At 74.3% G+C, this 23,789-nt stretch carries 14 protein-coding genes, 2 tRNA genes, 1 pseudogene and 1 riboswitch; of the genes and pseudogenes, 10 read left to right on the top strand and 7 right to left on the bottom strand.

Translation table 11 applies throughout. The features are described from left to right. Positions 1-129 precede the first annotated feature (129 nt). From A4V12_RS27225 to A4V12_RS27200, 6 genes are all read left to right on the top strand, one after another. The gene (locus tag A4V12_RS27225; RefSeq protein ID WP_064072092.1) at positions 130-3,225 is read left to right on the top strand and encodes an FG-GAP-like repeat-containing protein; all 3,096 of its coding nucleotides are present in this window, start codon (positions 130-132) and stop codon (positions 3,223-3,225) included. Between the two features lie 22 nt (positions 3,226-3,247). Further along, entirely contained in the window at positions 3,248-3,433 is a 186-nt protein-coding gene (locus A4V12_RS27220) for an FG-GAP-like repeat-containing protein (RefSeq protein ID WP_064072091.1), read from the top strand. Positions 3,434-3,529: 96 nt separating this feature from the next. Continuing rightward, positions 3,530-3,602: transfer RNA gene (locus A4V12_RS27215), tRNA-Lys, on the top strand. A gap of 179 nt (positions 3,603-3,781) precedes the next feature. After that, positions 3,782-3,855: transfer RNA gene (locus tag A4V12_RS27210), tRNA-Met, on the top strand. A 240-nt stretch (positions 3,856-4,095) separates the two neighbouring features. Further along, positions 4,096-5,250, top strand: a complete 1,155-nt coding sequence (locus A4V12_RS27205) for a PP2C family protein-serine/threonine phosphatase (RefSeq protein ID WP_064072090.1) — start codon at positions 4,096-4,098, stop codon at positions 5,248-5,250. A gap of 276 nt (positions 5,251-5,526) precedes the next feature. Continuing rightward, positions 5,527-5,661, top strand: a riboswitch (cyclic di-AMP (ydaO/yuaA leader). 11 nt (positions 5,662-5,672) lie between these two features. Then, positions 5,673-6,779: a M23 family metallopeptidase gene (locus tag A4V12_RS27200; protein WP_064072089.1), complete on the top strand. Its 1,107-nt coding sequence runs from the start codon at positions 5,673-5,675 to the stop codon at positions 6,777-6,779. Between the two features lie 247 nt (positions 6,780-7,026). On the opposite strand, the gene A4V12_RS27195 is transcribed toward A4V12_RS27200, so the two are convergent. The 4 genes from A4V12_RS27195 to A4V12_RS27180 form a co-directional block, all read right to left on the bottom strand. Further along, positions 7,027-8,352, bottom strand: a complete 1,326-nt coding sequence (locus A4V12_RS27195) for a PrsW family intramembrane metalloprotease (RefSeq protein ID WP_064072088.1) — start codon at positions 8,350-8,352, stop codon at positions 7,027-7,029. Between the two features lie 165 nt (positions 8,353-8,517). Further along, on the bottom strand, positions 8,518-9,282 hold the full coding sequence (trmB, locus tag A4V12_RS27190) for a tRNA (guanosine(46)-N7)-methyltransferase TrmB (protein ID WP_064072087.1): 765 nt from the start codon (positions 9,280-9,282) through the stop codon (positions 8,518-8,520). Between the two features lie 58 nt (positions 9,283-9,340). Beyond that, a complete protein-coding gene (lhgO, locus tag A4V12_RS27185; protein WP_064072086.1) occupies positions 9,341-10,549 on the bottom strand; it encodes an L-2-hydroxyglutarate oxidase in 1,209 nt (402 codons plus the stop codon). 70 nt (positions 10,550-10,619) lie between these two features. Beyond that, positions 10,620-12,056 carry a hypothetical protein gene (locus A4V12_RS27180; RefSeq protein ID WP_064072085.1) on the bottom strand — a complete coding sequence of 479 codons (1,437 nt, stop codon included), beginning with the start codon at positions 12,054-12,056 and terminating at the stop codon, positions 10,620-10,622. Positions 12,057-12,729: 673 nt separating this feature from the next. On the opposite strand from A4V12_RS27180, the gene A4V12_RS27175 reads away from it, so the two are divergent. Further along, positions 12,730-14,853: an asparagine synthase-related protein gene (locus tag A4V12_RS27175; RefSeq protein ID WP_107415524.1), complete on the top strand. Its 2,124-nt coding sequence runs from the start codon at positions 12,730-12,732 to the stop codon at positions 14,851-14,853. Between the two features lie 113 nt (positions 14,854-14,966). Here A4V12_RS27175 and A4V12_RS27170 read toward each other — a convergent pair whose 3' ends face one another. Next, positions 14,967-16,922, bottom strand: coding sequence for a sigma-70 family RNA polymerase sigma factor (locus A4V12_RS27170; protein WP_064072084.1), 1,956 nt, complete (start codon positions 16,920-16,922; stop codon positions 14,967-14,969). A gap of 149 nt (positions 16,923-17,071) precedes the next feature. Continuing rightward, the gene (locus A4V12_RS27165) at positions 17,072-17,881 is read right to left on the bottom strand and encodes a TetR/AcrR family transcriptional regulator (RefSeq protein WP_064072083.1); all 810 of its coding nucleotides are present in this window, start codon (positions 17,879-17,881) and stop codon (positions 17,072-17,074) included. Positions 17,882-18,231: 350 nt separating this feature from the next. On the opposite strand from A4V12_RS27165, the gene A4V12_RS27160 reads away from it, so the two are divergent. Together A4V12_RS27160 and A4V12_RS27155 are read left to right on the top strand one after the other, a co-directional pair. Continuing rightward, on the top strand, positions 18,232-19,635 hold the full coding sequence (locus tag A4V12_RS27160; protein WP_064072082.1) for an NAD(P)/FAD-dependent oxidoreductase: 1,404 nt from the start codon (positions 18,232-18,234) through the stop codon (positions 19,633-19,635). Positions 19,636-19,851: 216 nt separating this feature from the next. Further along, positions 19,852-21,503: pseudogene (locus A4V12_RS27155) on the top strand (ATP-binding SpoIIE family protein phosphatase). Here A4V12_RS27155 and A4V12_RS27150 read toward each other — a convergent pair. Then, on the bottom strand, positions 21,500-22,765 hold the full coding sequence (locus A4V12_RS27150) for an MFS transporter (protein WP_064072113.1): 1,266 nt from the start codon (positions 22,763-22,765) through the stop codon (positions 21,500-21,502). The pseudogene A4V12_RS27155 and the gene A4V12_RS27150 overlap by 4 nt on opposite strands. 142 nt (positions 22,766-22,907) lie before the next feature. On the opposite strand from A4V12_RS27150, the gene A4V12_RS27145 reads away from it, so the two are divergent. Next, positions 22,908-23,447: a MarR family winged helix-turn-helix transcriptional regulator gene (locus A4V12_RS27145; RefSeq protein ID WP_064072081.1), complete on the top strand. Its 540-nt coding sequence runs from the start codon at positions 22,908-22,910 to the stop codon at positions 23,445-23,447. The last annotated feature ends 342 nt before the right edge of the window (positions 23,448-23,789 follow it).

Here is a 23,789-nt window from a genome sequence, read left to right as displayed (position 1 = left end):
TGTTACGATCCGGCTCACTTGCCGCGGGGGGTCGCGTCCGGGGGGAATCTTCGAGCCGGCGCATCATGCCATTGACATGTCTTTGTCGACTCCCCGTGCGTTCTCGCACTTCTCCTGGGGAGGACCCGAGTGCCCCGACGCGCTCTCGTACGCCATTCCGCCGCCGTCGTCGCCGCGGTGACGCTCGCCACCGGGGCCGGGCCGCTCGCCCCGGCCGCGGTCGCGGACGACGCGCCCGGTGTCGTCTTCGACGCCACCGAGGCCGCCCACCCGCGCAGCGTGATCCCGCTCTCCGCCGGCCCGACGGGCTACCTGCGGTACGAAGAGGGCCGCGGCCACTTCCGGAGCACGTACACCGGTACGACCACGCCCGTGTACAACGAGGCCGAGGGCCCCGAGGAAGGCGCCACGTACGGTGCCGGCTCCGACGTCATCGCCGCACTGGGCACCGGGCCCACCAGCGCCGGCCGCGTGCGGCTGTTCGACCCGGCCGGCGGGACCAACACGTACATCGACGTCCCCGCCGGACACCGGTACGTCGGTACGTACGGCTCGACCGTGGTGACGTACACCCGGGCCGACAGCACCGCCGAGCCCGAGTGGCACACCCACCGCCTGTCGGGCGGCACGGTCGCGAGCACGCAGGTGACCGGCTGGCCCGCGGGCGCCGAACGGCCGTACAGGATCGAGTCGGCGAGTGCCGACGGACTGGTGACGTCCGTGCGCCAGAACGGCGTCACCCGGCCGGTCTGGATCGGCGACGGGCAGGTCAGGGCGCTCGCCCGCACCACGACCGCCGCGACGGCGGACACCGCGCTCACCCCCGACCACGTCCTGGAGTGGACCGTGGACGGCAAGCTCGCGTTCTACGCCAGGACCGGCGCGACCGCCGGGGGCGCGCTGGCGCAGACCCGGGTCGCGGACCTGCCGTACCAGCAGGGCGCCCGGCTCCTCGGCCTCATCGGCGACCGGGCGTTCGTCGCCCGCCCCTCCGGGCTCGGCGGGACCGCCCCGTACCGCGTCGTGAGCGTCCCGCTGTCCGGCGGGGCGGAGACGACCGTCCTCGCGTACGCGCGCGCCCACGCGGCGCCCACCCCCGACGGCACCCGGCTGCTGCTGGTCGGCGGCGACAGCGCCGGCGCGCTGGGCGTCCAGCTCGTCGGCGTCACGGACTCCGGGCCCACCGTCGAGCAGCTGACGGGCATCAGGCCCATGACGTCCATGCCGCGCTCCTTCGGCTTCGCCAACGGCAAGCTGTACTCGCTGGAGCGGATGCCGGACCTGAGCAACGCGTTCCGCACCCGGACCGTGTCGGTGACGGGGGCGCTGACGGCCGGTGCCACCGAGGACCTCGGCGCCCTGGGCACGGACCTCACCGACTGCACGGACAGCACGGGATGCCCGGAGATCACCGCCACGGGCGACGGGCGGCTGCTGATCCGGCCGGACTCCAACCACGGGCAGTTCCCGCTGCTGGTGCAGCCCGGTGGCACCCAGGGCACGCCGGTGACCGCCGGACTCGCCCGGCTGGAGGCGGTCGGCGCGTCCGGCCGCTACCTGACCGCGCACGGCGACCGCGCCGACGGCTCGTACACGGGCCTGATCACGGTCGACCTCGACACCGGCAGGCAACTCGCCTCCCTGCCCGCCGTCCGGGCGCTCGACTCCGACCTGTACGGGGACACCGTCTGGGCCGCCGGTGAGGTGGCCGGCACGGTGAAGGGCTACGACGCCAGGACCGGCGCGGTGAAGCGGACCGTGAACCTGGGCAGCGGCTGCAAGGCCGAGTCCATCAAGGTGACCGCGCACTGGCTGAGCTGGGACTGCGCGGGATGGCCCGCCAGGAGCGGCGTCTTCGACCTCGACAAGAACGTCAACCACCCCACCTCGGAGCCAATCTCCGAGCTCGGCGACGGCTATGTGGTGTGGGGCAACGGCTCCGACGTCAAGGTGACCGACATCCGGGGCGCCCAGCCCGTGCACGTCGCCACCCACCGGGTCGCCGACGACAACGAGCGGGAGTACAAGTACGCGGTCGACCCAGCGACCGGACGGATCGCCCTCACCGCCACCACCGACGGCGACATCCGGGTCGTGGACGCGGGCGTGCCCGCCTCACCGATCGCCCGCATCGACGCCGACGTCCCGGCCGCGCAGGACGTCAAGGGCGGCGGCGCGCCCTGGAAGCCCCGCTGGTGGCTGTCCAAGCCCGCCGCCTCCTGGCAGCTCACCGTCAAGGACGGCTCCGGCGCCGTGCGGCGCACCCTGACCGGCGGTGAGGCCCGGGGCGTGCTGGGCGCCGCCTGGGACGGCAAGGACGCGTCCGGCGCGGCGGTCGCCGACGGCGCGTACACCTGGACACTGACGGCGCTCCCGGCGGACGGGCAGGGCGCCGCCCTGACGCAGTCCGGCACGGTCACGCTGTCCGGCGCCACCGTCGCCCCGGTCACCCCGCCGGCGCGGCGCGACCACAACGGCGACCGTGTCGGTGACCTCGTGTCGCTCAGCTCGACCGGCACCCTCGCGGTCCGCTACGGGACGGGCGCGGGGACGCTGTCCGGCGCGGTGAGCGGCAGCGGCTGGTCCACCTCCGCCGTGGCGGTGCCCTTCGGGGACCTGAACGGCGACCGGTGCAACGACGTGCTGGTGCGGCTGCCGAGCGGCGAGCTGCGGGCCTACCGGCCCGGCTGCGGCAAGGCGCTGGTGCCGACGGCCCCGTACACCTCGCTCGGCACGGCGTGGGCGCAGTTCAACGTGCTGACCTCGCCGGGTGACCTGACCGGCGACGGACGGGCCGACCTGGTGGCCCGTCAGGCGACGACCGGCGACATGTACCTGTACGCGGACGACGGCGCCGGCAAGCTCAAGGCGCGGGGCCGGATCGCCACGAACTGGAAGGCCTACCGTGCGGTGTTCGGGGCCGGTGACCTGAACGGCGACGGCGCCGGCGACCTGCTCGCGGTGGACGGTGCCAACTCGCTGTGGCGGATGAACGGCACGGCGGCCGGCACGCTCAAGGCACGCGTCCTGGCGCTCGGCAACAACTGGGCGACCGGCCGCAACGCCTTCGTCGGGGTCGGCGACCTCAACAAGGACGGCAAGGCGGACCTGCTCTCCCGCAACACCGCCGGTGACCTGCTGCGCAACAACGGCAATGGCGCCGGGTCGTTCGGCTCGACGGTCAAGCTCGGCACCGGCTGGCAGGCGTACAAGGGCCTCTTCTGAGGCCCGGTACAACCGGCGGGCCGTGCGGGTGGCCGTCGTCGGCACCGACATCCTCGGGGTCGGGGACCTCACCGGCGACGGCCTGCCCGACCTGCTCTCCCGCGACGCGAACGGCGAACTCCTGCGCAACAGAGGTGACGGCGCGGGGTCGTTCGGGGCGACGGTGACGGTGGCCACCGGCCGGCGGCACTACCGCGCGCTGTTCTGACGGCCCGGCCGCCGCGGCGGCGCGACGGCGCCCGTTCACCCGATACCCGATCGGACGGCGGGCGCCGTAGGGCTATGCTCAGGGGTGACTCGTCGAGGGCCGTTAGCTCAATTGGCAGAGCAGCGGACTTTTAATCCGTTGGTTGTGGGTTCGAGTCCCACACGGCCTACCGAGCCAGCCCCAGGTCAGAGCTTCGCCGGCCTGGGGCTGACGTCTTTCCCGCCCCTGCCGCCCCTCCCGCGCCGCCGGGCCCCGGGGCGCGCGGCGCCCGTTTCGTCCCTTCCCGGTGGCTACCAGGGATATTGGTTAGGGATAGTGCGTCGGATGGCGTAGGGTGGTGTTCACCGACGCGGGGTGGAGCAGCTCGGTAGCTCGCTGGGCTCATAACCCAGAGGTCGCAGGTTCAAATCCTGTCCCCGCTACTGCGGACGAAGGCCCGGTGCATTGCGCACCGGGCCTTCGTCGTGTTCGTCGTTCGTCGGGTCCGTCGTGTCGGCCGTGTCGGCCGTGAACCCCGGGCCCGGCGTGACTCCCGGGGTACGGGCCGGGCGGCCGTCCGTCACCCGGTCGGCGGACGGCGGGTCGTCGTGCGGCGCGGCTCCGGCCGGTCCGGGTGGGGCGCGGTACCGTCCGCAGCCGTGGGTGGACCGGGCAGGAGACCAGTGGCGGGGCAGCGGGCGAGTGACGGCGACGGCGGGCGGGAGGGTGCCCCCCGGAGCCGCCGGTTCGTCCGGTCACTGCCGTGGCTGCTGGTCGTGGGGGGTGTGGCGTACGACCTGCTGACCCCGCCGCGGTTCACCGCCGTCCCGCTGTTCGCGGCCGCCCCGCTGGTCGCCGCGCCGCTGTTCACCGCCCGGACGACCCTGCTCGTCGGTCTCTTCGCCGTGACGGCCATGCTGGCCCTGCACCTGGGCAACGACACGCTGGGCGAGACGCAGACCGTCACCGAGCTCGTCACCGTGGCCGTGGTGGCGGCGCTCGCCCTGCTGATCAACCGGGTGGTGCGGCGCAGCGGTGAACGGCTCGCGTCGGCCCGGGTGATCGCCGAGACGGCGCAGCGGGCGGTGCTGCCGACCCCCGCCGAGCGGATCGGGGGGCTCCAGGTGGCGGCGCGTTACGAGGCCGCGCAGGCGGACGCGTTCATCGGTGGCGACCTCTTCGCGGTGCAGGACACCCCGTACGGTGTGCGGCTGGTCGTCGGGGACGTGCGCGGGAAGGGGATGGGCGCGGTCGAGGCGGTGGCGGTGGTCATCGGGGCGTTCCGGGAGGCGGCCGAGCAGGAGAGCTCGCTGGAGGGCGTGGCGCAGCGGCTGGAGCGGGCGCTGGCCCGGGAGGGGACGCGGCGGGACGGGCTGGACGCCGTCGAGGGGTTCACCACCGCGGTGCTGGCGGAGATCCCGCGCGGCGCGGCCGTGGTGCGGGTGGTGGACCGGGGGCACCCGGAGCCGCTGATGCTGTACGCGGACGGGCGCGTCGAGCTGCTGGAGCTGGCGGAGCCCGCGCTGCCGCTGGGCATGTCCGACCTGGGGGCGTGGCCGGACCGGGCGTACGAGGTGCCCTACCCGGCGGGTGCGACGCTGCTGCTCTACACGGACGGGCTGTCGGAGGCGCGGGACGCGGCGGGGGTCTTCTACGATCCGGTCGCGCGGCTGGCGGGGCGGCTGTTCCCCGGGCCCGAGGCGGTGCTGGACGCCCTGGTGAGCGACGTACGGCGGCACACGGGCGGCGGGGCGACCGACGACCTGGCGCTGCTGGCGGTGAGCCGGCCGGCGGAGGGGCAGCCGGGGCGGCGGCGGACGATTCCGGTGGTGCCCTGAGGCGTGCCATGCCGGCGTGGGTGCGTATCGGACCGCGAGCACGCTCCGTGAAGGGTGCGTGCCGCTCCGCATAACATATGACGCACCGTCAGCATCAACGTGGTCGGTAAATGTTTCTGATGCGCGGTCAACTCGCCCGACCCTGTCCCGGTGTGGGCTGGTTGGTGCACGGCCCGTCCGGTTAATGATCAGTAGGAACAGCTTGGAATCCGGAGCCCACGTCTATTAACGTTCGATAACGCAGCGCGGTCGTCCCAGCCGTCGAAGAGACGGCACCGCGCGCGTGCGCCGAATTCCGCAAGGGAACCGGGGAACCACCACCTTGGGGTGAATCGGGCCGAAGTGGGCCCGTAGGAGACCTTCCTGCTCCGAACCCGTCAGCTAACCCGGTAGGCGAGAAGGAAGGAAAGGAGTGCGCCTCCGTGGCGTCCAACAGGCCTGCCCCCGAAGCCCCGTACGGCTCGATCGACTCGTTCAACTCTTCGGGTATCCCGGACGCCGCATCCGTAAACGGACCGTTTGAGGAATGGAATCCCACCGAGGAGACCGTCCGTCCCGTGCGGGGGCGCCACCGGGTGGCCAAGCAGCGCGGCGGACTCGCCCGTAGCTCCACGGTCCTCGGTGTCGGCGTCATCGCCGCGGTCGGCGCGGGCGGCATGGCCACCGCGCAGGACAAGCCGGCGGTCTCCATATCCCTGCCCGACGCCATCACCGACAGCCTCCCGGACGCGGAGTCCCTGCCCGGCATCGGCTCCCTGATGGGCGGCGACTCCGACGGGGAGTCCGGCGACTCCGACGGGACGGACAGCGGGCCGCTCACCGCCGCGTCCCTCACCGGCGCCCAGGAGACCGAGGCCGCCGGGCAGCAGAGCGGCGCGGACGCGGGCGAGGCCCTGCGCGCCCGCATCCTCCAGCAGGCCGAGCAGCAGCAGGCGACCGCCGACGCCGAGGCCAAGGCGGCCGCGGAGGCGGCGGCGGCCGAGCAGGCCGCGGCCCAGGCGAAGGCCCAGCAGACCGCCGCCGAGAAGGAGGCCGCCGCACAGGCGGCCGAGGAGAAGGCGAAGGCCGAGGCCGAGGCCGCCGCCAAGGCGAAGGCCGCGGAGGAGGCCCGGCTGGCCGAACTCGCCGCCAGCTGGTCCCTGCCGACCTCCTCGTACACCATCACCTCCACCTACGGCCAGGCCGGCAACATGTGGTCCTCCGGCTACCACACGGGCCTGGACCTCGCCGCGCCCACCGGCACTCCCGCCAAGGCCGTCCACAGCGGCACGGTGAAGTCGGCCGGGTGGTCGGGCTCGTACGGCTACCGCATCGTGCTGGAGCTGGAGGACGGCACCGAGGTCTGGTACTGCCACCTGTCGTCGATGACGGTCGGCGCCGGGCAGAAGGTCGGCACCGGCGAGACCATCGGCCGCGTCGGCGCCACGGGCAACGTCACCGGGCCGCACCTGCACCTGGAGGTGCACACCGCGGGCGGCGGTGGCATCGACCCGCTGGCCTGGCTGCGGGACAAGGGCCTCACCGTCTGAGCCTCCGCTCCCCGTCGACCCGTGCCCGGTCGCCACGACCGGGCACGCGCGCGCGACCACCCCGCCGCGGCCCGGCGCCCGAATCCCGGGCACCCGATTCCCCGACGCCCGAGTCCGGGGCGCCCGAATCCCGGGCCCCGGCCTCGATTTCCGGCAGTCCTGGCGACAACCCCCCGACGCCAGGGCTGCCGGTTTGCGCGTCGTGGCCGCCGTACCCCGGAGCCCGGCACGATCCGAAAGAGGCGCCCTAGTACCGGTAGGGGTTGTAGCCGGCGTAGTCGAGGTGCGGGGGCGGTGTCCACACCCGGCCGGTGATCCGCGCGGCGTACGTCAGGGCCGGCGCGGCGACCTCCTTGCGCTGCCACAGGTGGTGCAGCAGCTCCTGCTCGCGCGCCGTGAAGTCGGCGCCCACCGCCCCGCGCCGGGCCCGGTGGCGCAGAAACGCCAGCGAGGTGGCGAACGACTCGTACTCGCTGACCGCGCGGGCCGCCGCAGGACCGAAGCAGCGGGCCGCGTACCCGCGGGCCAGGCTGCGCGCCCGCATGGAGGAGAGCGCGAGCGGCTCCGCGGGCGTGAGCCAGCCGGCCGCGGCGTACGCGGGCAGTTCGCCGGATATCGTGCGCAGCTCCCGCTGCCGCGACCAGATCGCCAGCCAGGTCAGCAGGCCGAACGCCGGCACCATGAACGCCCCGTACACGGCGTAGAACCCCCACGGACCGAGCGCCGCCGAGCCGTTCCACAGCGCGTGCGTGCCCATCGCCAGGGTCAGCCCCAGCGACGGAAGCGCGACCCTGCGGATCCTGTGGCGGTGCGCGGTGATCGCGGCGAAGCCGAAGCCGATACCGGTGAGCACGGTGAACAGCGGGTGCGCGAACGGCGACATCACGATCCGCACGAAGAACGTCGCCGCCGTGACGGACGCGAAGCCCGACGTCCCGAACTGCTGGTCCTCGCCGAAGGCGTTGCCGAGGTAGAGGATGTTCTCGGTGAAGGCGAAGCCGGTGGCGGTGAACCCGGCGATGACGACGCCGTCGACGATCCCGGTGAAGTCCCGTCTGCGGAAGAGGAACACGAGCAGTACGGCGGCGGCCTTGGCGCTCTCCTCCACGACCGGCGCGACGACCGTCGCGCCGAGGGTGTCGGCGGACGCCGGGTCGGCGGTGGCGGTGGCTATCCACCGGGTCGCGAAGGTGTTGGCGACGATCGCGACGAGCGCGGCCGCGCACGCCCCCCACGCGAACGAGAACAGCAGGTTCCGCCACGGCCCCGGGTCCACCCGGTCCAGCCAGCGGAACGCCGCCATGAGCAGCGGTACCGGCAGGACGGCGAGGCCCAGCCCCACCAGGAAGCCCTCCGTACCGGTCTGCTGCCGCACCAGCGCGAGGATCACCAGCCCGCACAGGGCGAGCACGACGGCGACCGCGGACGCCCGCACCACCTTGCTCCGCCAGAACGCGCGGCGGGGCTTGTAGTGCCATCGGGCACGGTCCGGCACGGCGTCGAACGACGGGTGTGGTTCGTACGCCGGGACGGCCGGATACGGCGACTGGTGCTGCGCAGACGAATGGGACACGCGATCGACCCTAACGACCGTCACCGACAGCCGTGGCGGGATCGCCGCCCCCGCCGGGCGTCCGGCGCGTCCGGTGCGCGCGGCGGGTCGGGTGCCGGTCCGGGTGGCGGTCCGGGTGGGTCCGCGGGGCTCGCGGTCACGCGCGGCGGGTGACCGGTCCGCCCGTCACACCCGCGCGAACAGCAGGTCGTGCACGACGTGGCCCTTGTCGAGGCCCTGCCCCTCGAAGCGCGTGAGCGGCCGGAACGCGGGGCGCGGCGCGTAGCCGCCGTCGGGCACGGTGTTCTCGAAGTCCGGGTGCGCGGTCAGCACGTCCAGCATCTGCTCGGCGTACGGTTCCCAGTCCGTGGCGCAGTGCAGCACGGCGCCCGGCTTCATCCGGGTGGCCACCAGGCTCAGGAACTCGGGCTGGATCAGCCGGCGCTTGTGGTGCCGCTTCTTGGGCCAAGGGTCGGGGAAGTACACGCGCACGCCGTCCAGGGCGTCGGGCGCCAGCATCTCCCGGAGCAGGATGATCGCGTCACCGTTGGCCACGCGGACGTTGGTCAGCCCGGCCTTCTCGGCGAGGGAGAGCAGGTTGCCCTGGCCGGGCGTGTGCACGTCCACCGCGAGGATGCCGGTCGACGGGTCGTCGGCGGCCATCTGCGCGGTCGCCTCGCCCATGCCGAACCCGATCTCCAGCACGACCGGGAGCCCGCCGAACAGCTCGCCCAGGTCGAGGGTGCGCTGTCCGTCGATGTCGAGCCCCCACGCGCCCCACAGCCGGCGCAGGGCGTCGCCCTGCCCGGGCGTGACGCGGCTGCGGCGGGGCTGGAAGCTGCGGATCCGCCGCTCGAAGTGCGACCCGGCGGGATCGGGCGCGGGCCCCTCGGGGAAGCGGGGCTCACCCTTGGGGCGGCGGGGGACTGCGGTTTCACGGGACTCAGACACAATGCCCCGATTCTACGGCGCCCCCGCGGCGGACCGCCCCGGCCTCGGACCGTCCCGGTCAGCCCAGGTGCGCCAGGGCCCGGCGGGCGACCTCGCGGCCGATGGGGAGGGAGGCGGTCGCCGCCGGGGACGGGGCGTTCAGCACGTGGACCGTGCGGCGGGCCTCGCGGATCAGGAAGTCGTCGACCAGGGTGCCGTCCCGCAGCACGGCCTGGGCGCGCACGCCCGCCGGGGCGCGGTGGAGGTCCTCCGGGCCGACCGACGGCAGCAGCCGCCGCACCGCCTCCGTGAACGCCCGCTTCGACACCGACCGGTGCAGCTCGCCCGCCCCGTACCGCCAGTGGCGGCGCGCGATCCGCCAGGAACCCGGCCACGCCAGCGTCCCGGCCAGCTCCCGCGGCCGGACCACCGACCAGCCGTACCCCTCGCGGCCCAGCGCGGGCACCGCGTTCGGCCCTACGTGGACGCCCCCGTCGATGCCGCGCGTCAGGTGCACGCCCAGGAACGGGAACGCCGGGTCGGGCACCGGGTACACCAGGCCGCGCACCAGCTCGGGCCGGGCCAGCTCGTAGTACTCGCCCCGGAACGGGACGATCCGCATGCCCGGGTCGTCACCCGCGAGCCGCGCCACGCGGTCGCAGTGCAGCCCCGCGCAGTTCACCAGGACGCCGCCCCGGACGATCGTGCCGTCCGCCGTCCGCACGGCCACCCCCCAGGGGCGCCGGTCCACAGCGACGACCTCCGCCCCGTACCGGATGTCCGCCCGGGACGCCTCCGCCAGCTGCGCCGCCACCGCCCCGTAGTCGCACACCCCGGTCGTGCCGACGTGGATCGCGGCCACGCCCCGCACCCGTGGTTCGTACTCGGTGATCTGGGCCGGGCCCAGCTCGCGCACCGGGATGCCGTTCTCCCGGCCGCGCTGGACCAGGGCGTGCAGCCGGGGCAGCTCGGCACGCTCGGTCGCGACGATCAGTTTGCCCGTGACCTCGTGGGGCAGGCCGTACTCCGCGCAGAACTTCACCATCTCGGCGGCGCCCCGCACCGCGTACCGCGCCTTGAGGGAGCCGGGCCGGTAGTAGATGCCGCTGTGGATCACCCCGCTGTTGCGCCCGGTCTGGTGCCGCGCGGGGCCCCGCTCCTTCTCCAGCACCACCACCCGCGTCCCCGGGGCGGCGCGCGTCACCGCGTACGCCGTCGACAGGCCGACGATCCCGCCGCCGATCACGAGCACGTCACAGTCGAAGCGATCACTGCCGTACGCGGACACGTGTGCCACCTCCCACCCCAGATAGTGCACTGGCCCACTGACAAGGGCCTTAAACCAGGTGGGACACGGCTCACGCCGGAGCCATCAGCAGCGGGCGCGCCCGCTCGCGCAGCTCCGCCACCCGCGGCTCGTCGCCGTACGGCTCCAGCCGGTGCAGCAGGTCGCGCACGTACTCCGTGGTGCGTGCCGAGGAGATGCGCCCGGCCACCTCCACCGCGCGCGTGCCGGCGGCGCAGGCGGCGTCCAGGTTGCCCGACTCCAGCTCGGCCACGGCGCTCACGATCAGCCGTAAACCGTGCGAGCGGACGTACTCCTCCGTGGGGCGCGACAGGGCCTGCTCCGTGAAGCGGCGCACCTGGCGCGGCGCCTTGAGGTCCCGGTAGCACTCGGCGGCGTCCGCGCAGAACCGGTCGTAGGAGTAGAAGCCCAGCCAGCTCGGGTCGGGGTCGCCCTCCCGGGACCGCTCCAGCCAGCCCTCCGCGGCCCGCAGCGCCGCCCCGGCCGCCGCCGCGTCACCGGCCTTGGCGTGGGCACGGGCCTCCACCAGCCGGAAGAAGGACATGGTCCGCGCGGTGGCCAGGCCCCGGTTGCGCTCCAGCGCCGCCTGCGCCAGGTCGACGCCCTCGTCGGCGAAGCCCCGGTAGGTGGCCTGGAGCGACATCGACGCCAGGACGTACCCGCCCAGCGGCACGTCGGCGGCGGCCCGCGCGAGCCGCAGCGCCTGGATGTAGTAGCGCTGGGCGGCCTCCTGCTGCCCCGTGTCGAAGGCCATCCAGCCGGCCAGCCGGGTCAGCTCGGCGGTCGCCCCGAACAGCGCCCGGCCGACCTCGTCCGAGTAGGAGCCGAGCAGCAGCGGCGCGGCGTCCACCCGAAGGCACTCCGGCACCATCGAGGAGCGCCAGTCCCCGCCGCCGTACTTGGAGTCCCAGCGCCGCGCGTCCTCCGCGGCCTCCCGCAGCTTCGCCACGTCGCTGTGGCCGACCCGCACCGCGCCGCCGTCGTCCGCCGTGCCGTCCGGCGCCGCCGGCACCGAACGCTCGACCGAGGAGTCCGCGGGGGTTATCAGCCACCTGGAGGCAGGGGTCGCATAGGCGCTGACCGCGAAGGATCCGGCCAGCGACTGCCAGATCCCGCCACCGCCGGCGCGCCGCCCGGCCAGATCGAGCCGGTACAGCTCGGTCGCCGACCGCACCGCCTCGCCCACGTCGCGCGGGAAGGCCAGCCCCACCTCGGGCGCCGGGTCGGCGTCGGCGAGGCCGATCTCGTGCAGTGGGACCGGGCGGCCCAGCTTCTGCCCGATCGCGGCCGCGATGAGGTGCGGTGCGGCGCCCTGCGGCACCATGCCCTTCGACACCCACCTGGCGACCGACGTCTTGTCGTACCGAAGGGTCAGACCGCGCTGCGCCCCGAGGTCGTTGACCCGCCGGGCCAGACCGGCGTTGCTGATTCCCGCGAGGGCGAGAACGGTGCCGAGCTTCTCGTTCGGCCCGCGTTGCTCCCTGGACATGCGCCACCCCTCGACCCACAGACGGCCGCCGCGACGCCAGGCATAGGCGCGCGGCATTCGTAAACCCAGCGTAGTTCGCCGCATCCCCACCGTTAAGGGGCGGTGTTCCGTATGGCGGGATTGTTGTGCGTACGGGTGGTCGCGCGGCCGGCCGGCGCCCGGCCGGTGCGCGGGCGCTGCGCGGCGGGGCGTGCGGCCGTGCGGTGGCACGCGCGCGGGCGGCGCGCGCCCCGCGCCGGGGCGTCGTGCCGGGGCCGTGCTCCCGGCGTGTGGCCGTGCGCCTGTCCGTGCGCTCTGGCTCGTCGGGTGGGGGAGCGCTTCCATGGGTGCTGCGTGGGTCGGCCCGCTGTACTGGAAAGCGGCGGGCTGGGGGACACCGCCGCCTCAATCCCCGCGGGTGGCGGACCGGTCCGGGGGGCGGACAGCGCCTCCCGGACCGAGCTTGTGGGTACGTATGAGAGCACTTGTACGGTTTGATCATGCTCGGAGATTGGCTGAATAACGCCCATCGTTCGACGGGTCGAACCGCTTCCGGGGCGTCGTCAACTGGCCATTGCCAGCGGCGCGTTCCCATTTCGTCGGGCCGTGGCCCGTAGGCCCTCCCGCACGCCGTTGTCGTGGCAGCATGTCTCCATCAAGGGTGCTGAGTTGTCCACAGGCTGTGGAGGCGGCGATGCGGTGGCTGGTGGGGTGGAGCAGTATCGCCGCGAGTTTCGGTACGGGCCACCACGCCACCGCCGGGGCCGCCGGGGCCGTCGGCAACGATGACGAGAACGGCACCGTGCACCCCGTCGGCGCCCAACTCCTGTGGGGCGACCCCGATCCGCTCTGGGCCGTCGGCGACTGGCGCCCCGACGAGATCCGCGTCGTCGCCGTCGACGCCGACACCCGCCTCGCGGTACTGGGCTGCTGCGCCGCCGACGACGACCAGCTGAGGGTCGGACTGTTCGCGGCCCGCGGCGGCGCCATGCGCCACCTCACCGCCTGGCCGGGCAGCTACACCGCCGTCGTCAAGGTCGGCCGCCGCATCATCGTCACCGGCGACCTGGCCGGCGCCCGGCCCGTGTTCCACACCCCGTGGGCCCGCGGCACCGCGTACGCCACCGCCGCCCTGCCCCTCGCCGACCTCATCGAGGCGCAGCTCGACATCGGTCACCTCGCCGCGCTGCTGGCCTGCCCCGAGACCCCCGAGGCGCTCCGCGACTCGACACCGTACGTCGGAGTCAAGCGCGTCCCGCCCGGGCACGCGCTCGTGCTGCGCGAGGGCTCGCGCGAGATCACCGGGTACGAACCGGTCGCCTCGCTCGCCGTCGCGGCACCCCAGATCGACCCGGGCCGGGCCGTGGACGGCGTGCGCGACGCCCTCGTCGAAGCCGTCCGCGCGCGGCTCACCGCCCCCCGGCACGCCCCCGAGACACTGCCGCCCGACCCCGGCCCCGTCCCCGGCATGGGCCCCGCCGAACGGCGCGCCGCCCGCGGTGCCCCGGCGCCCGGCATCGGCGCCGACCTCTCCGGCGGCAGCGCGTCCGGGACGCTGGCGCTCCTCGCGGCGGGCCTGCCCGGCGTGCCCGGCACGATCCTCGGACACGGCACCGAGGCCGGCGAACGGCTGCTCGCCGTGACCTTCAACGACCTGGCCACCGGCGGGCGGGACGCCGAGGCGGAACGGGTCCGCGCCCGCGCCATCGCCGAGAACCCGCGCCTGCACCACGTCGTGGTGGCCGCCTCCGAGGAGGCCCTGCCGTACGCCGGACTGGAGGGCCCGCTCACCGACGAACCCGGGCCCTCACTCGTCACCGCCGAACGGCACCGGCGGCGCCTCGCGGCGGGCAGCGCCGACCACTTCACCGGACACGGCGCACGGCAGGTGCTCGACGCCCACCCCGCGCGCCTGGCCGACCTGCTGCTGGACCGCAGACGCCGCCACCTGCTGCGGCCGGTCGCCGCCCTCGCCAAGGCCAGCGGGCCGTCGGCCGGTTCCCTGTTCGTCCCGCTCACCGTCTACCGGGCCGCCCGCCGACTGGCCCGTACGCCCTACCGCGCCGGTCTGGAATCGGCCGCCGACCGGCTCCTGGAGGCCAACCGGACCGCCCCCGCCATGAGCGGCCCGCTGTCCGCCTCCCTCGCCGCACTGGCCTGGACGCGGCCCGGCCCCGCCGCCCGCTGGCTCACCGGCGAAGCGCTGGCAGAAGTATCGGTTCGCCTCAACCAGGCCGCCACCAGGCCGACTTCGGTCCAGCGCCCCGGCGAGGCACGCGCCCGCGCGGCCCTCGCCCGGTACGCGGCGGACCACCGCATCCTGGAGCAGGCCGCCGAGATCCGCAGCCAGCGCCTCCACTCGCCGTTCCTCGACAACCAGGTCGTACGCGCCTGCCGCGACCTGCCCGAAGCGCTGCGCGTCCAGCCCGGCGCCCGCGCCGCGATCCTGCGCACCGTCCTCGCCGGCGCGGGCATCCACGACCTCCCGCCCGGCTGGGGCGCCACCTCCCACGCCCCGGCCGCCGCCGCCCACCGCGCGGGGCTGCGCGCCGCCCTCCCGCAGCTGATGGCCCTCTTCGACGCACCGCTCCTCGCCGACGCGGGCCTCATCGAGGCCCGGGTCGTCCGCAAGGCCCTGCGCGCCGCCACCGAGGGCGAACCGGTCCCCCTGGACGGGCTCGCCGACCTGGTCTCCACGGAGCTGTGGCTGCGCCGCCTCCTGGCCCGCCGGGGCACCTGCTGGACCGGCACGGCGGCCCCGCGGCAGCGCGCGGTGGCGGCCGGGGTGCCGCCCCGCCCCACGCTCCGGTCGACCTGAGCCGTGTCCGGGGACGGCGGGCCGGGCTGTCCGGCACGGCGGGCCGGGCGGGGCGCCCCGCCGCGCGTGCGTCGTTCCCGCTTCCCGCATGCGTACCCTCGCCCGAGCGCCCGCTAGCCGCAGGTGATCCGCGCGTGCGCCCAGTCGGCGGGCGCCACGGCGCCGAGGGGCGCCGCCGGGTCCGGTTCGACGACCAGCCGGACCGTCCTGCGGCCCGAGATCCCCACGCGCAGCGGTACCGCCGCGTCGCCGCCGCGCAGCACCGGTGAGCGCCACAGCCGGGTGCCGTCCCCGTACACCGAGAACCGCACCGCGCCCAGCCCCAGCGCCATGTCGTCCACGCCGGCGAACGCCTCGTAGGCCGTGCAGGGGCGGTTCAGGTCGATGGTGAGCGACGACCGGGCGTGCACGGTGACGCCGTGCCCGTACCGCTCGCCGCCGATCGACATCCCCCACCGCTGCCACATCCAGCTGGACGCCCCGAGCCGGACCTCCGGCCCCGTGCGGTCGCCGTGGAGGCCGTAGGGGAGCCGGTTGACCTGGTAGACGGCGGGCGGGGGCGGGGGCGGAGGGGGCGCCGGCGCGGGGGCCGGCCGCGGCGCGGCGGGCACGGGCCGTGCGACTGCCGGCACCGGTTCGGGCGTGGGTGTGGGCGGGGCAGGCGGGGCGGGCTCCCGGCTCGGCGGGGCAGGCTCCGGCACGGGCCCCGGTTCCCGCACCGGCGGTGGTGCGGCCAGGCTCGGCGCCGCCACGGGCTGCTGCGGTACGACGGGTTCGACGGCCGGCGGCTGCGCCCGGGGCTCCGGGGCGGGCCGCGGTGCCCCGGACAGGGCCCACACCACCCCGGCGACGGCGGTGACCGCGACGGTCACGGCGATGCCCGCCTTCGCCGGAGCACCGAGCGCCCCGCCGCCCGCCCCGCCGGCTCCGGACGCCGCGCCTCCCGATCCGCCCGCCGCGGCCGCCGCCCCCGCACCGGCACCCGCGGCACCCGCCGCCCCACCGGCGGCCAGCCCGGCCGCCTTGAACGAGAACCCGGCCGCGAACCAGCCGATGACGGCCACCGGCAGCAGCGCCGGGATCCCGGCGTTGACGTGCTCCAGCTCCCCCACCGCCAGCCGGCACCGGGCGCACTCCTCCAGGTGCTTGCGCAGGCCCCGCTCCGCCCGCGTGCGCAGCCCGCCCCGGGCATAGGCACCCAGCCGGTCCGCGTAGCGCGCGCAGTCCCCGCCCTCCGTGAGCGACCGGCTCACGTGCGCCTGGAGGTACGCCTGCTTCAGCCCCTCCCGGGCGCGGCTCGCCAGCACCGCCGTGGCGTTGGCGGTCAGCCCGAAGAGCGGCGCCACCTCGCTCGGAGACTCCTCCTCGACGGTGGTGTGCCACAGCACCGCCTGCCACCGCTCGGGCAGCGAACGGAAGGCCCGCATGGCGAGCGACCGCTCCGCCTCGCGCATCGCCCGCACATCGGCACCCACCTCCTGGGTGTCGGCGTCCGACAGCGCCGGGACCCGCACCGCCTGGGCGGCGAACACCGCGAAGTCCTCCACCAGGTGCTCGCGCCGCGCCGTGCCCGCCCACGCGGCGGCCACCCGCCGCACCGTCGTCAGCAGGTACGCGCGCACGGCGTGCCGGGGACCCGCGCCGCCCCGCACCGCCTGGAGCGTCCGGGCGAACACCTCCGCCGTCAGGTCGTCCGCGGTGTGCGCGTCCCGGCAGCACGTCCGGGCGTAGCGCCGCACCGCGTCGGCGTGCCGGCGGAACAGTTCCTCGTACGCCGAGTCGTCGCCGTCCCGCAGCCGCCGGAGCAGCTCGGCGTCGGACGGCGGCAGCTCGACCGGTGGCGGCAGCACGGATTCGGACCCCGTGGTGCCGCCCTCGCGCTGCGCGGGCACCGTGGCCTCCGCGTCGCCCCTCGCCGGGACCGGGACCCGAGCGGACGACCCGGGCCGGCCCTGGCCCGGCACTCTCGGCGCGGGCGCGGCGGCCGGCGGGGGAAGCGGTGCCGCGGACGGCCCACCGGCCTCCGCCGCCCCGCCGCCCAACGGCTCGTCGCGACCCTCACCGCTCATCGCGGAAGCCCCCGTACCCCTGCTCAGACCCGGACATCGGGTCAGAGTCCCACAGGGAGAGGCCCCCGCCGGGGGCAAGCGCCCGTCAACCACTCATCCGGGGACATGACCCGAACAGCGGAGCCGTGCATGCCCCGTTCGAGTGACCCTCACGCGGGGCGGGACCGGAGCCCCTCCAGCAGGATGTCCAGCAGCCGGGCCGACGCGGCGCTCTGCTGCGCGGCGTCCGGCAGCGAGGGCGCCGCCGTCGCGATGACCAGCAGCACGTCCGCCACCGTCACGTCCCCGCGCAGCTCACCCGCCTCACGGGCGCGGTCGACCAGCCGCCCGACGACCTCCAGCAGCTCCGCCGCCCCCGCGTCGTCCAGCTCCGCCGCCGGCACCGCGCGCGGCGGAACCACCCGCAGCTCCGGCACGGCCGGTACGCCCCGCTGCTGCGGCACCCGCGTCGCCTCGTCGGCCGGCCCGCCGGCCACCGCCGGGACCACGCCCGGCTCGTCCACGCCCACCCGCAGCACGTGCGGCGGCAGCAGCCGCCCCGCGCCCGAGGCCACCGACGTCCGCAGGAACCGGGAGAGGGCCGACCACGGCTCGTCCTCCTGCCCCAGCGCCGTACGCGCCTGCTCGGTGAGCCGGGAGGTCTCCTCCTCGGCTATTCGGCGCACCAGGACGTCCTTGCTCGGGAACCGCCGGTACACCGTGCCGACCCCGACCCGCGCCCTGCGCGCCACGTCCTCCATCGGCGCCCCGTAACCGAGCTCGCCGAACACCTCCCGAGCCGCGCGCAGCACGTGCTCGAGGTTCCGCTGCGCGTCGACCCGCAGCGGTGCCGTACGGCTGGAAGGCCCGCCGGAACCGATCCGGCCGTTCACCCCGCCGCCGAGCCCCTCCGCCGAAGAAGCGGACGACGTGGACGCCGAGGCGACAGCGGTCGACCAACGCGAATCCTGAATATGCATGAATGTTCCCCCGGAAATGATGTGTCTCCCCCCGGAGACTCCCCCACCCTGACAACCGGGGCCCGGACCACACGCTCAGGTCATGCGCATCGACCCGACTCCCCGACGACATACGAACATAGTTGAGTCGAGGTCAATTCAGAAGGGGCAGTTCCGACCGGTGCGCCCCCCGATCGGAGCAAGGACCGGAAGACTCCCGATTCTGCCCCCTCCCGCCACCCCACTCCCACGCCCTGACCTGCGCGCCTTTCCCCGTACCCGCCTCCCGCGCCACCCCGGACCCCAGCCGGCCTCCGGTCACACAATTTGCCGGGCCTGTGGACAAACCCCGAACGCCGTTGCGTCATGGGATGGTGACCGAACCTGTGCGCATTCTCGTTGTCGGCGGTGGCTACGTCGGGATGTACACCGCCCTGCACCTCCAACGGCTGCTCAAGGCCGAGCTGAGAAGCGGCACGGCCGAGATCACCGTGGTCACCCCCGACCCGTACATGACCTACCAGCCGTTCCTGCCCGAGGCCGCCGCCGGCAACATCTCGCCCCGCCACGTCGTCGTCCCGCTGCGCCGCGTCCTCGACAGGTGCCACATCGTCATCGGCGAGGCCGAGTCCGTCGACCACGCCAAGCGCACGGCGACCATCACCACCCTCGCCACCGACGAGGAGGGCACCGGGCCCGTCCAGCTCACCTACGACGAGCTCGTCATCGCGCCCGGCTCCATCTCCCGCACCCTGCCCGTGCCCGGTCTGGCCGACTACGCCATCGGTTTCAAGACCGTCGAGGAGGCCATCGGGCTGCGCAACCACGTCATCGAACAGATGGACATCGCCTCCTCCACGCGCGACCCCGCCATCCGCGACGCCGCCCTCACCTTCGTCTTCGTCGGCGGCGGCTACGCGGGCGTCGAAGCCCTCGGCGAGCTGGAGGACATGGCCCGCTACACCGCGCGGTATTACCACAACATCAAGCCCCAGGACCTGAAGTGGGTCCTGGTCGAGGCGACCGGCCGCATCCTCCCCGAGGTCGGCGAGGACATGGGCAAGTACACCGTGCGCGAGCTGCGCGCCCGCAACATCGACGTACGCCTCGAAACCCGCCTGGAGTCGTGCGAGGACCGGGTCGCCGTCCTCAGCGACGGCACCCGCCTGCCCACCCGTACCGTCGTGTGGACCGCCGGCGTGAAACCCGCGCCCGTCCTCGCCCGCACGGACCTGCCGCTCGACGAACGCGGCCGCATCAGGTGCACCGCCCGCCTCGGCGTCGAAGGCGTCGAACACGCCTGGGCCGCCGGCGACGCGGCCGCCGTCCCGGACCTCACCGCCGACGCGCCGGGCCGCGAATGCGCCCCCAACGCCCAGCACGCCGTCCGCCAGACCAAGGTCCTCGCCGAGAACCTGGTCGCCTCGCTCCGCGGCCGGCCCCAGAAGGACTACGCCCACAAGTACGCGGGCTCGGTGGCCTCCCTCGGGCTCCACAAGGGCGTCGCCCACGTGTACGGACGCAAACTCAAGGGTTACCCCGCCTGGTTCATGCACCGGGCGTACCATCTCAGCCGCGTCCCCACTTTCAACCGCAAGGCGCGCGTCCTGGCCGAGTGGACCCTCGCCGGCCTCTTCAAGCGGGAGATCGTCTCGCTCGGCTCCCTGGAGCACCCGCGCGCCGAGTTCGAGCTCGCCGCCGGCCCCAAACCGCCCGAACCGCAGGACGAGGCGTCCAAGGGCGGAACCGCCGACGGCGGCGCGAAGTCCGACTGATGAAGGGGTCCGACGGCAGGACCTGACGAGAGGTCCCGCCCGAGGACCCCGACGGAAGGCCCCGACGAAGGCGCCCTGACGAGGCGGAGTCGCGACAGACGGCTCCTGTCAGTGCGGTCGGTCACACTGGACGTGTGACCATAGGTGGGCTCACACCTGCACAGAGTGACTCAGCACGGCAACGCACGGCAACGACACCATGAGGCATACAGATCCGTGAACTTCACGCGTTGGAGCGCCCGGCTCCCCGGTACGCAGCGCCGCGCCGCCGCGCGCGGCACCGACCACGGGGTCTCGCCGGCGCAGCGGGCGGACTCCGTCCCCGCGGCGCGAGGTGAGTCCGACCAGCAGCTGGAGCCCGTGTCCGACGACGTCCCCGCCCTGGAGGACTTCTCCGTACGGGAGATCCTCGGCAGCCTGCCCGGCCTCGTCGCCCTCACCTACGGCCCCGAGCACCGCGTCGCGTACGTCAACGACGCCTACGCCGCCGCCTTCGGCCCCCGCCCGCCCGGCGCGACCGTCGCCGCCGTCTGCCCCGAGCTCGCCGAGCTGGGCCTGCCGCCGCTCATGGACCAGGTGCTGCGCAGCGGCAAGCCCCGCACGGTCAAGTCCCGCCGCACGCACGCGGGAGGCTCGTACACCGTCACCTGCCTGCCCGTCGACACCCGCGGCACCGCCGAGTCCGGGGTCCTCGTCCACGCCGCGGACGTCACCGACCACGCGGAGGCCGCCGAACGGCTCCGGGCCAGCGAGCGCCGCCACCGCGAGACCGCCGTCACCCTGCAACGCTCACTGCTGCCGCAGGAGTTGGAACAGCCCGACGACCTCCGTGTCGCCGCCACCTACCAGCCGGGCGGAACGGACGCCGCGGTCGGCGGCGACTGGTACGACGTGATCACCCTCGGCGCCGGCCGCACCGCCCTCGTCATCGGCGACGTCATGGGCCGCGGCGTGCGCGCGGCGGCCGTCATGGGCCAACTCCGCACCGCCGTCCGCGCCTACGCCCGCCTCGACCTGCCGCCCCACGAGGTGCTCCAGCTGCTGGACGGCCTCGCCGCCGAGATCGACGCCAGCCAGATCGCCACCTGCGTCTACGCCGTCCACGACCCCAACGAGGGGCGCCTCGTCTACGCCTCCGCCGGCCACCTGCCGATCCTCGTCAGGGACGAGGACGGCACCGTGCGCCGCGCCGAGGAACCGACCGGGCCCCGCTCGGCACCGGCGGCTGGCTCCACGCCTCCGGGACCATCGCCCTCCCGCCGGGCTCCACCGCCGTCCTCTACACCGACGGCCTGGTCGAGCGGCGCCGGGAGGACATCGACGAAGGCGTCGCAGCCCTGGAGCGCGCCCTGTCCGGCGCCACCGGCAGCCCCCAGGTGGTCTGCGACCGGCTGCTGCGCGCACTCGGCGTCACCGCCGAGCACGACGACGACGTCGCCGTCCTGGTGCTCCAGCACCCCTCCCGCACCGGTCCGGACGCCGAGCTGTTCCACAACGCCGCCCTCGACCTGCTCGGCGGCGTCGAGGCGGCGCCACGCGCGCGTGCCTTCGCCTCCGGGGTCCTCTCCAGCTGGCGCTTCCCGGTCGAGCTGCGCGACCTGGGCGTGCTCGCCACCAGCGAGCTGGTGGCCAACTCCCTCCAGCACGGCACCCCGCCCATGCGGCTGCGGCTCCGCCGCACCGACCGGCGCCTGATCATCGAGGTGACGGACGGCGACGACCATCTCCCGCGCCGCCGTCGCGCCGAAACGGAGGACGAGGCGGGTCGCGGCATCTCGATCATCGCCACGATCGCCTCGTCCTGGGGAAGCCGCCGCACACCGGGAGGTGGCAAGGCGGTCTGGTGCGAGTTCGCGCTGCCGGGTTAGGCGGCCGCCTCCACGACCCGCTCCGGCTCGTGCCGCGCCACCACCCGCGTCGTCGCGACGAGGTACGGGTGGTCCTGCGCCGGCGTGAGCTTCCTGCCCAGCCGCAGCGCGAGCAGCGTGATGCCCAGCGAGAAGAGCACGAACGTCACGATGTACGGCCCGTGCAGCGAGGCCCCCATGGGACCGCCCACGGCCGGACCGACCGCCAGCGCGAGCTGCTTGACCAGCGCGAACGCCGAGTTGTACTGCCCGACCATCGACTCCGGAGCCAGATCGGCCACCAGCGGCGCCACGGTCGGTGACAGCATCGCCTCGCCCAGCCCGAACAGTCCGTACGTCGCGATGAACGCGGCCGTGGCCATCGCCTGGCTGCCGTGCCCCAGGCCCGCGTACCCGGCGATGAGCCACGCCACGGCCCAGATGAGCCCGACCCAGGCGATCACCCGAGTCCGACGGCGCCGCTCCACGAACCGCAGCACCAGGAACTGGGCCGCGACGATGACCGCCGTGTTCGCGGCCAGCGCCATCCCGAGCGCCGACGGCTCGATCCCGGCGGCCTCGGTCCCGTACGCCGCGAGACCCGACTCGAACTGGCCGTAGCAGGCGAAGAACAGCACGAAGCCCAGCACGCACAGCTGCACCATCGCCCGGTGCGCCAGCAGCGCCCGCAGCCCGCCCTTGGTCCTCTCCCCCCTGGGGGTCTGGCCGAGGGACGGCGAACGCGGCATCGTCACGGTGGCGGCGATCCCGGCGAGCACCAGGAACATCGCGGCCTCGATGGAGAACAGGAGCAGGAAGCTGCCCGGCCGGCTCGCGTCCACGAGCTGCCCGCCGATCAGCCCGCCGACGCCGAGGCCCAGGTTCTGCAGGAAGAACTGCATGGCGAACGCCCGGGTGCGGGTGCCCGGGGACGAGCACCACACGATCATCGTGGCGAGCGCCGGCTGCATCACCGCGGTACCCGCGCCGAGCAGCGCGGCCGCCCCGACGACGGTCGCCACGCTGTTCGCGAGCCCCATGCCCAGCGCCCCGGCGGCGGCCAGCAGCGCGGCCCCCACCAGCACGGGCAGTGGCCCCCGGCGGTCGATGGCCCGCCCGGTGAAGGGGAGGACCACCAGCGCGGCCATGGCGAAGACCGCCAGCACGGCCCCAGCCGCACCGGCGCCCAGGTCCCGCACCTGAGCCACATACACATAGAGATACGGAACGGTGAACCCGAGCCCGAACGCGCTCAGCACGTTCCCCGCCTGGATCCGGCGCATCGCAGCGCCCATCGCCTTGGTCACACTCACCTACTTCGACTCTGTAGGACTCAGTCCTGAAGACTTCAACACTAAAGTTCGATGCTTAACTGTACACATCGAAGGACTTCAACGCCAACGACCGGCGTGGGATACTCCCCGCATGTCCGACACGCAGGAACCGAGCCTCGACGAGCAGATCGCCGCCTATCAGCGAGAGTTCCGCGACCTCGACCCCCAGGTGGAGCAGGTGGTCTCGGCCCTGGGCCGGCTGAACCGCCGCATGAACGTCGCGTACGGCCGCCAGGTCGCCGAGCTGGGCATCAGCAATGCCGAGTGGGAGGTCCTCAAGCACCTCGTCCTCTCCGGCGCGCCCTACCGCCTGGGCCCCGGCGAGCTCGCCAAGCGGCTCGGCCTCACCCCCGCGGCCATGACCCACCGCATCGACCGCATGGCCACCGAGGGCCTGGTCACCCGCGACCGGGACGAGACCAACCGGGTGCGCGTCATCGTGGAGCTCACCGACGAGGGCCGCACCAAGTGGCTGGAGGCCATGCGCATGGCCACCGCCTTCGAGGAGGACCTGCTCCAGGACCTGTCCTCGGAGGAGCGCGGAGCCCTGGGCGAGATGCTGATCCGCCTGCTGCGCCGCGTGGAGCACGCGCAGCCCGACGCGGGCGGCCGGCTCACCGACCTGGGCTGAAGCAGCCCCCCACGGACCGGGGTTGACACGCCCCTCGCCGATCCGTAAAGTTCTTCGGGTTGCCACGGAGCCGTAACGGTTCTTCGGCAGCCGATCCCGCCGCACTGCGCGGCAACCAAACTCAGCAAGGACTCCCGAACGGGACGAATTTCGGCATGCCGAAATTCATTTCGAGCCTCGATTATGAGTCGCCCGGGAAATCCGCTAGGGTTTGAAACGTCGGAACGGCCCAACAGCCGGAAAGACAACCCCCTCTGACTGGGAATCAGGCCCGAAAGGATCTGATAGAGTCGGAACCGCCGGAAAGGGAAAGCGCGAAAACGCAGAACAGCCCGGCAGCCC

Origin of the sequence: Streptomyces noursei, assembly GCF_001646665.1 — a bacterium.
Classification (GTDB): domain Bacteria; phylum Actinomycetota; class Actinomycetes; order Streptomycetales; family Streptomycetaceae; genus Streptomyces; species Streptomyces lavendulocolor.
This window is presented reverse-complemented; position numbering and strand designations above follow the sequence as displayed.

Bases quoted from the DNA above. Each gene is read 5' to 3' on its own strand.
- A4V12_RS27180 (WP_064072085.1), bottom strand. From the start codon at position 12,056: ATGTCCAGGGAGCAACGCGGGCCGAACGAGAAGCTCGGCACCGTTCTC.
- A4V12_RS27175 (WP_107415524.1), top strand. From the start codon at position 12,730: ATGCGGTGGCTGGTGGGGTGGAGCAGTATCGCCGCGAGTTTCGGTACG.
- A4V12_RS27170 (WP_064072084.1), bottom strand. From the start codon at position 16,922: ATGAGCGGTGAGGGTCGCGACGAGCCGTTGGGCGGCGGGGCGGCGGAG.
- A4V12_RS27165 (WP_064072083.1), bottom strand. From the start codon at position 17,881: ATGCATATTCAGGATTCGCGTTGGTCGACCGCTGTCGCCTCGGCGTCC.
- A4V12_RS27160 (WP_064072082.1), top strand. From the start codon at position 18,232: ATGGTGACCGAACCTGTGCGCATTCTCGTTGTCGGCGGTGGCTACGTC.
- A4V12_RS27150 (WP_064072113.1), bottom strand. From the start codon at position 22,765: ATGCGCCGGATCCAGGCGGGGAACGTGCTGAGCGCGTTCGGGCTCGGG.
- A4V12_RS27145 (WP_064072081.1), top strand. From the start codon at position 22,908: ATGTCCGACACGCAGGAACCGAGCCTCGACGAGCAGATCGCCGCCTAT.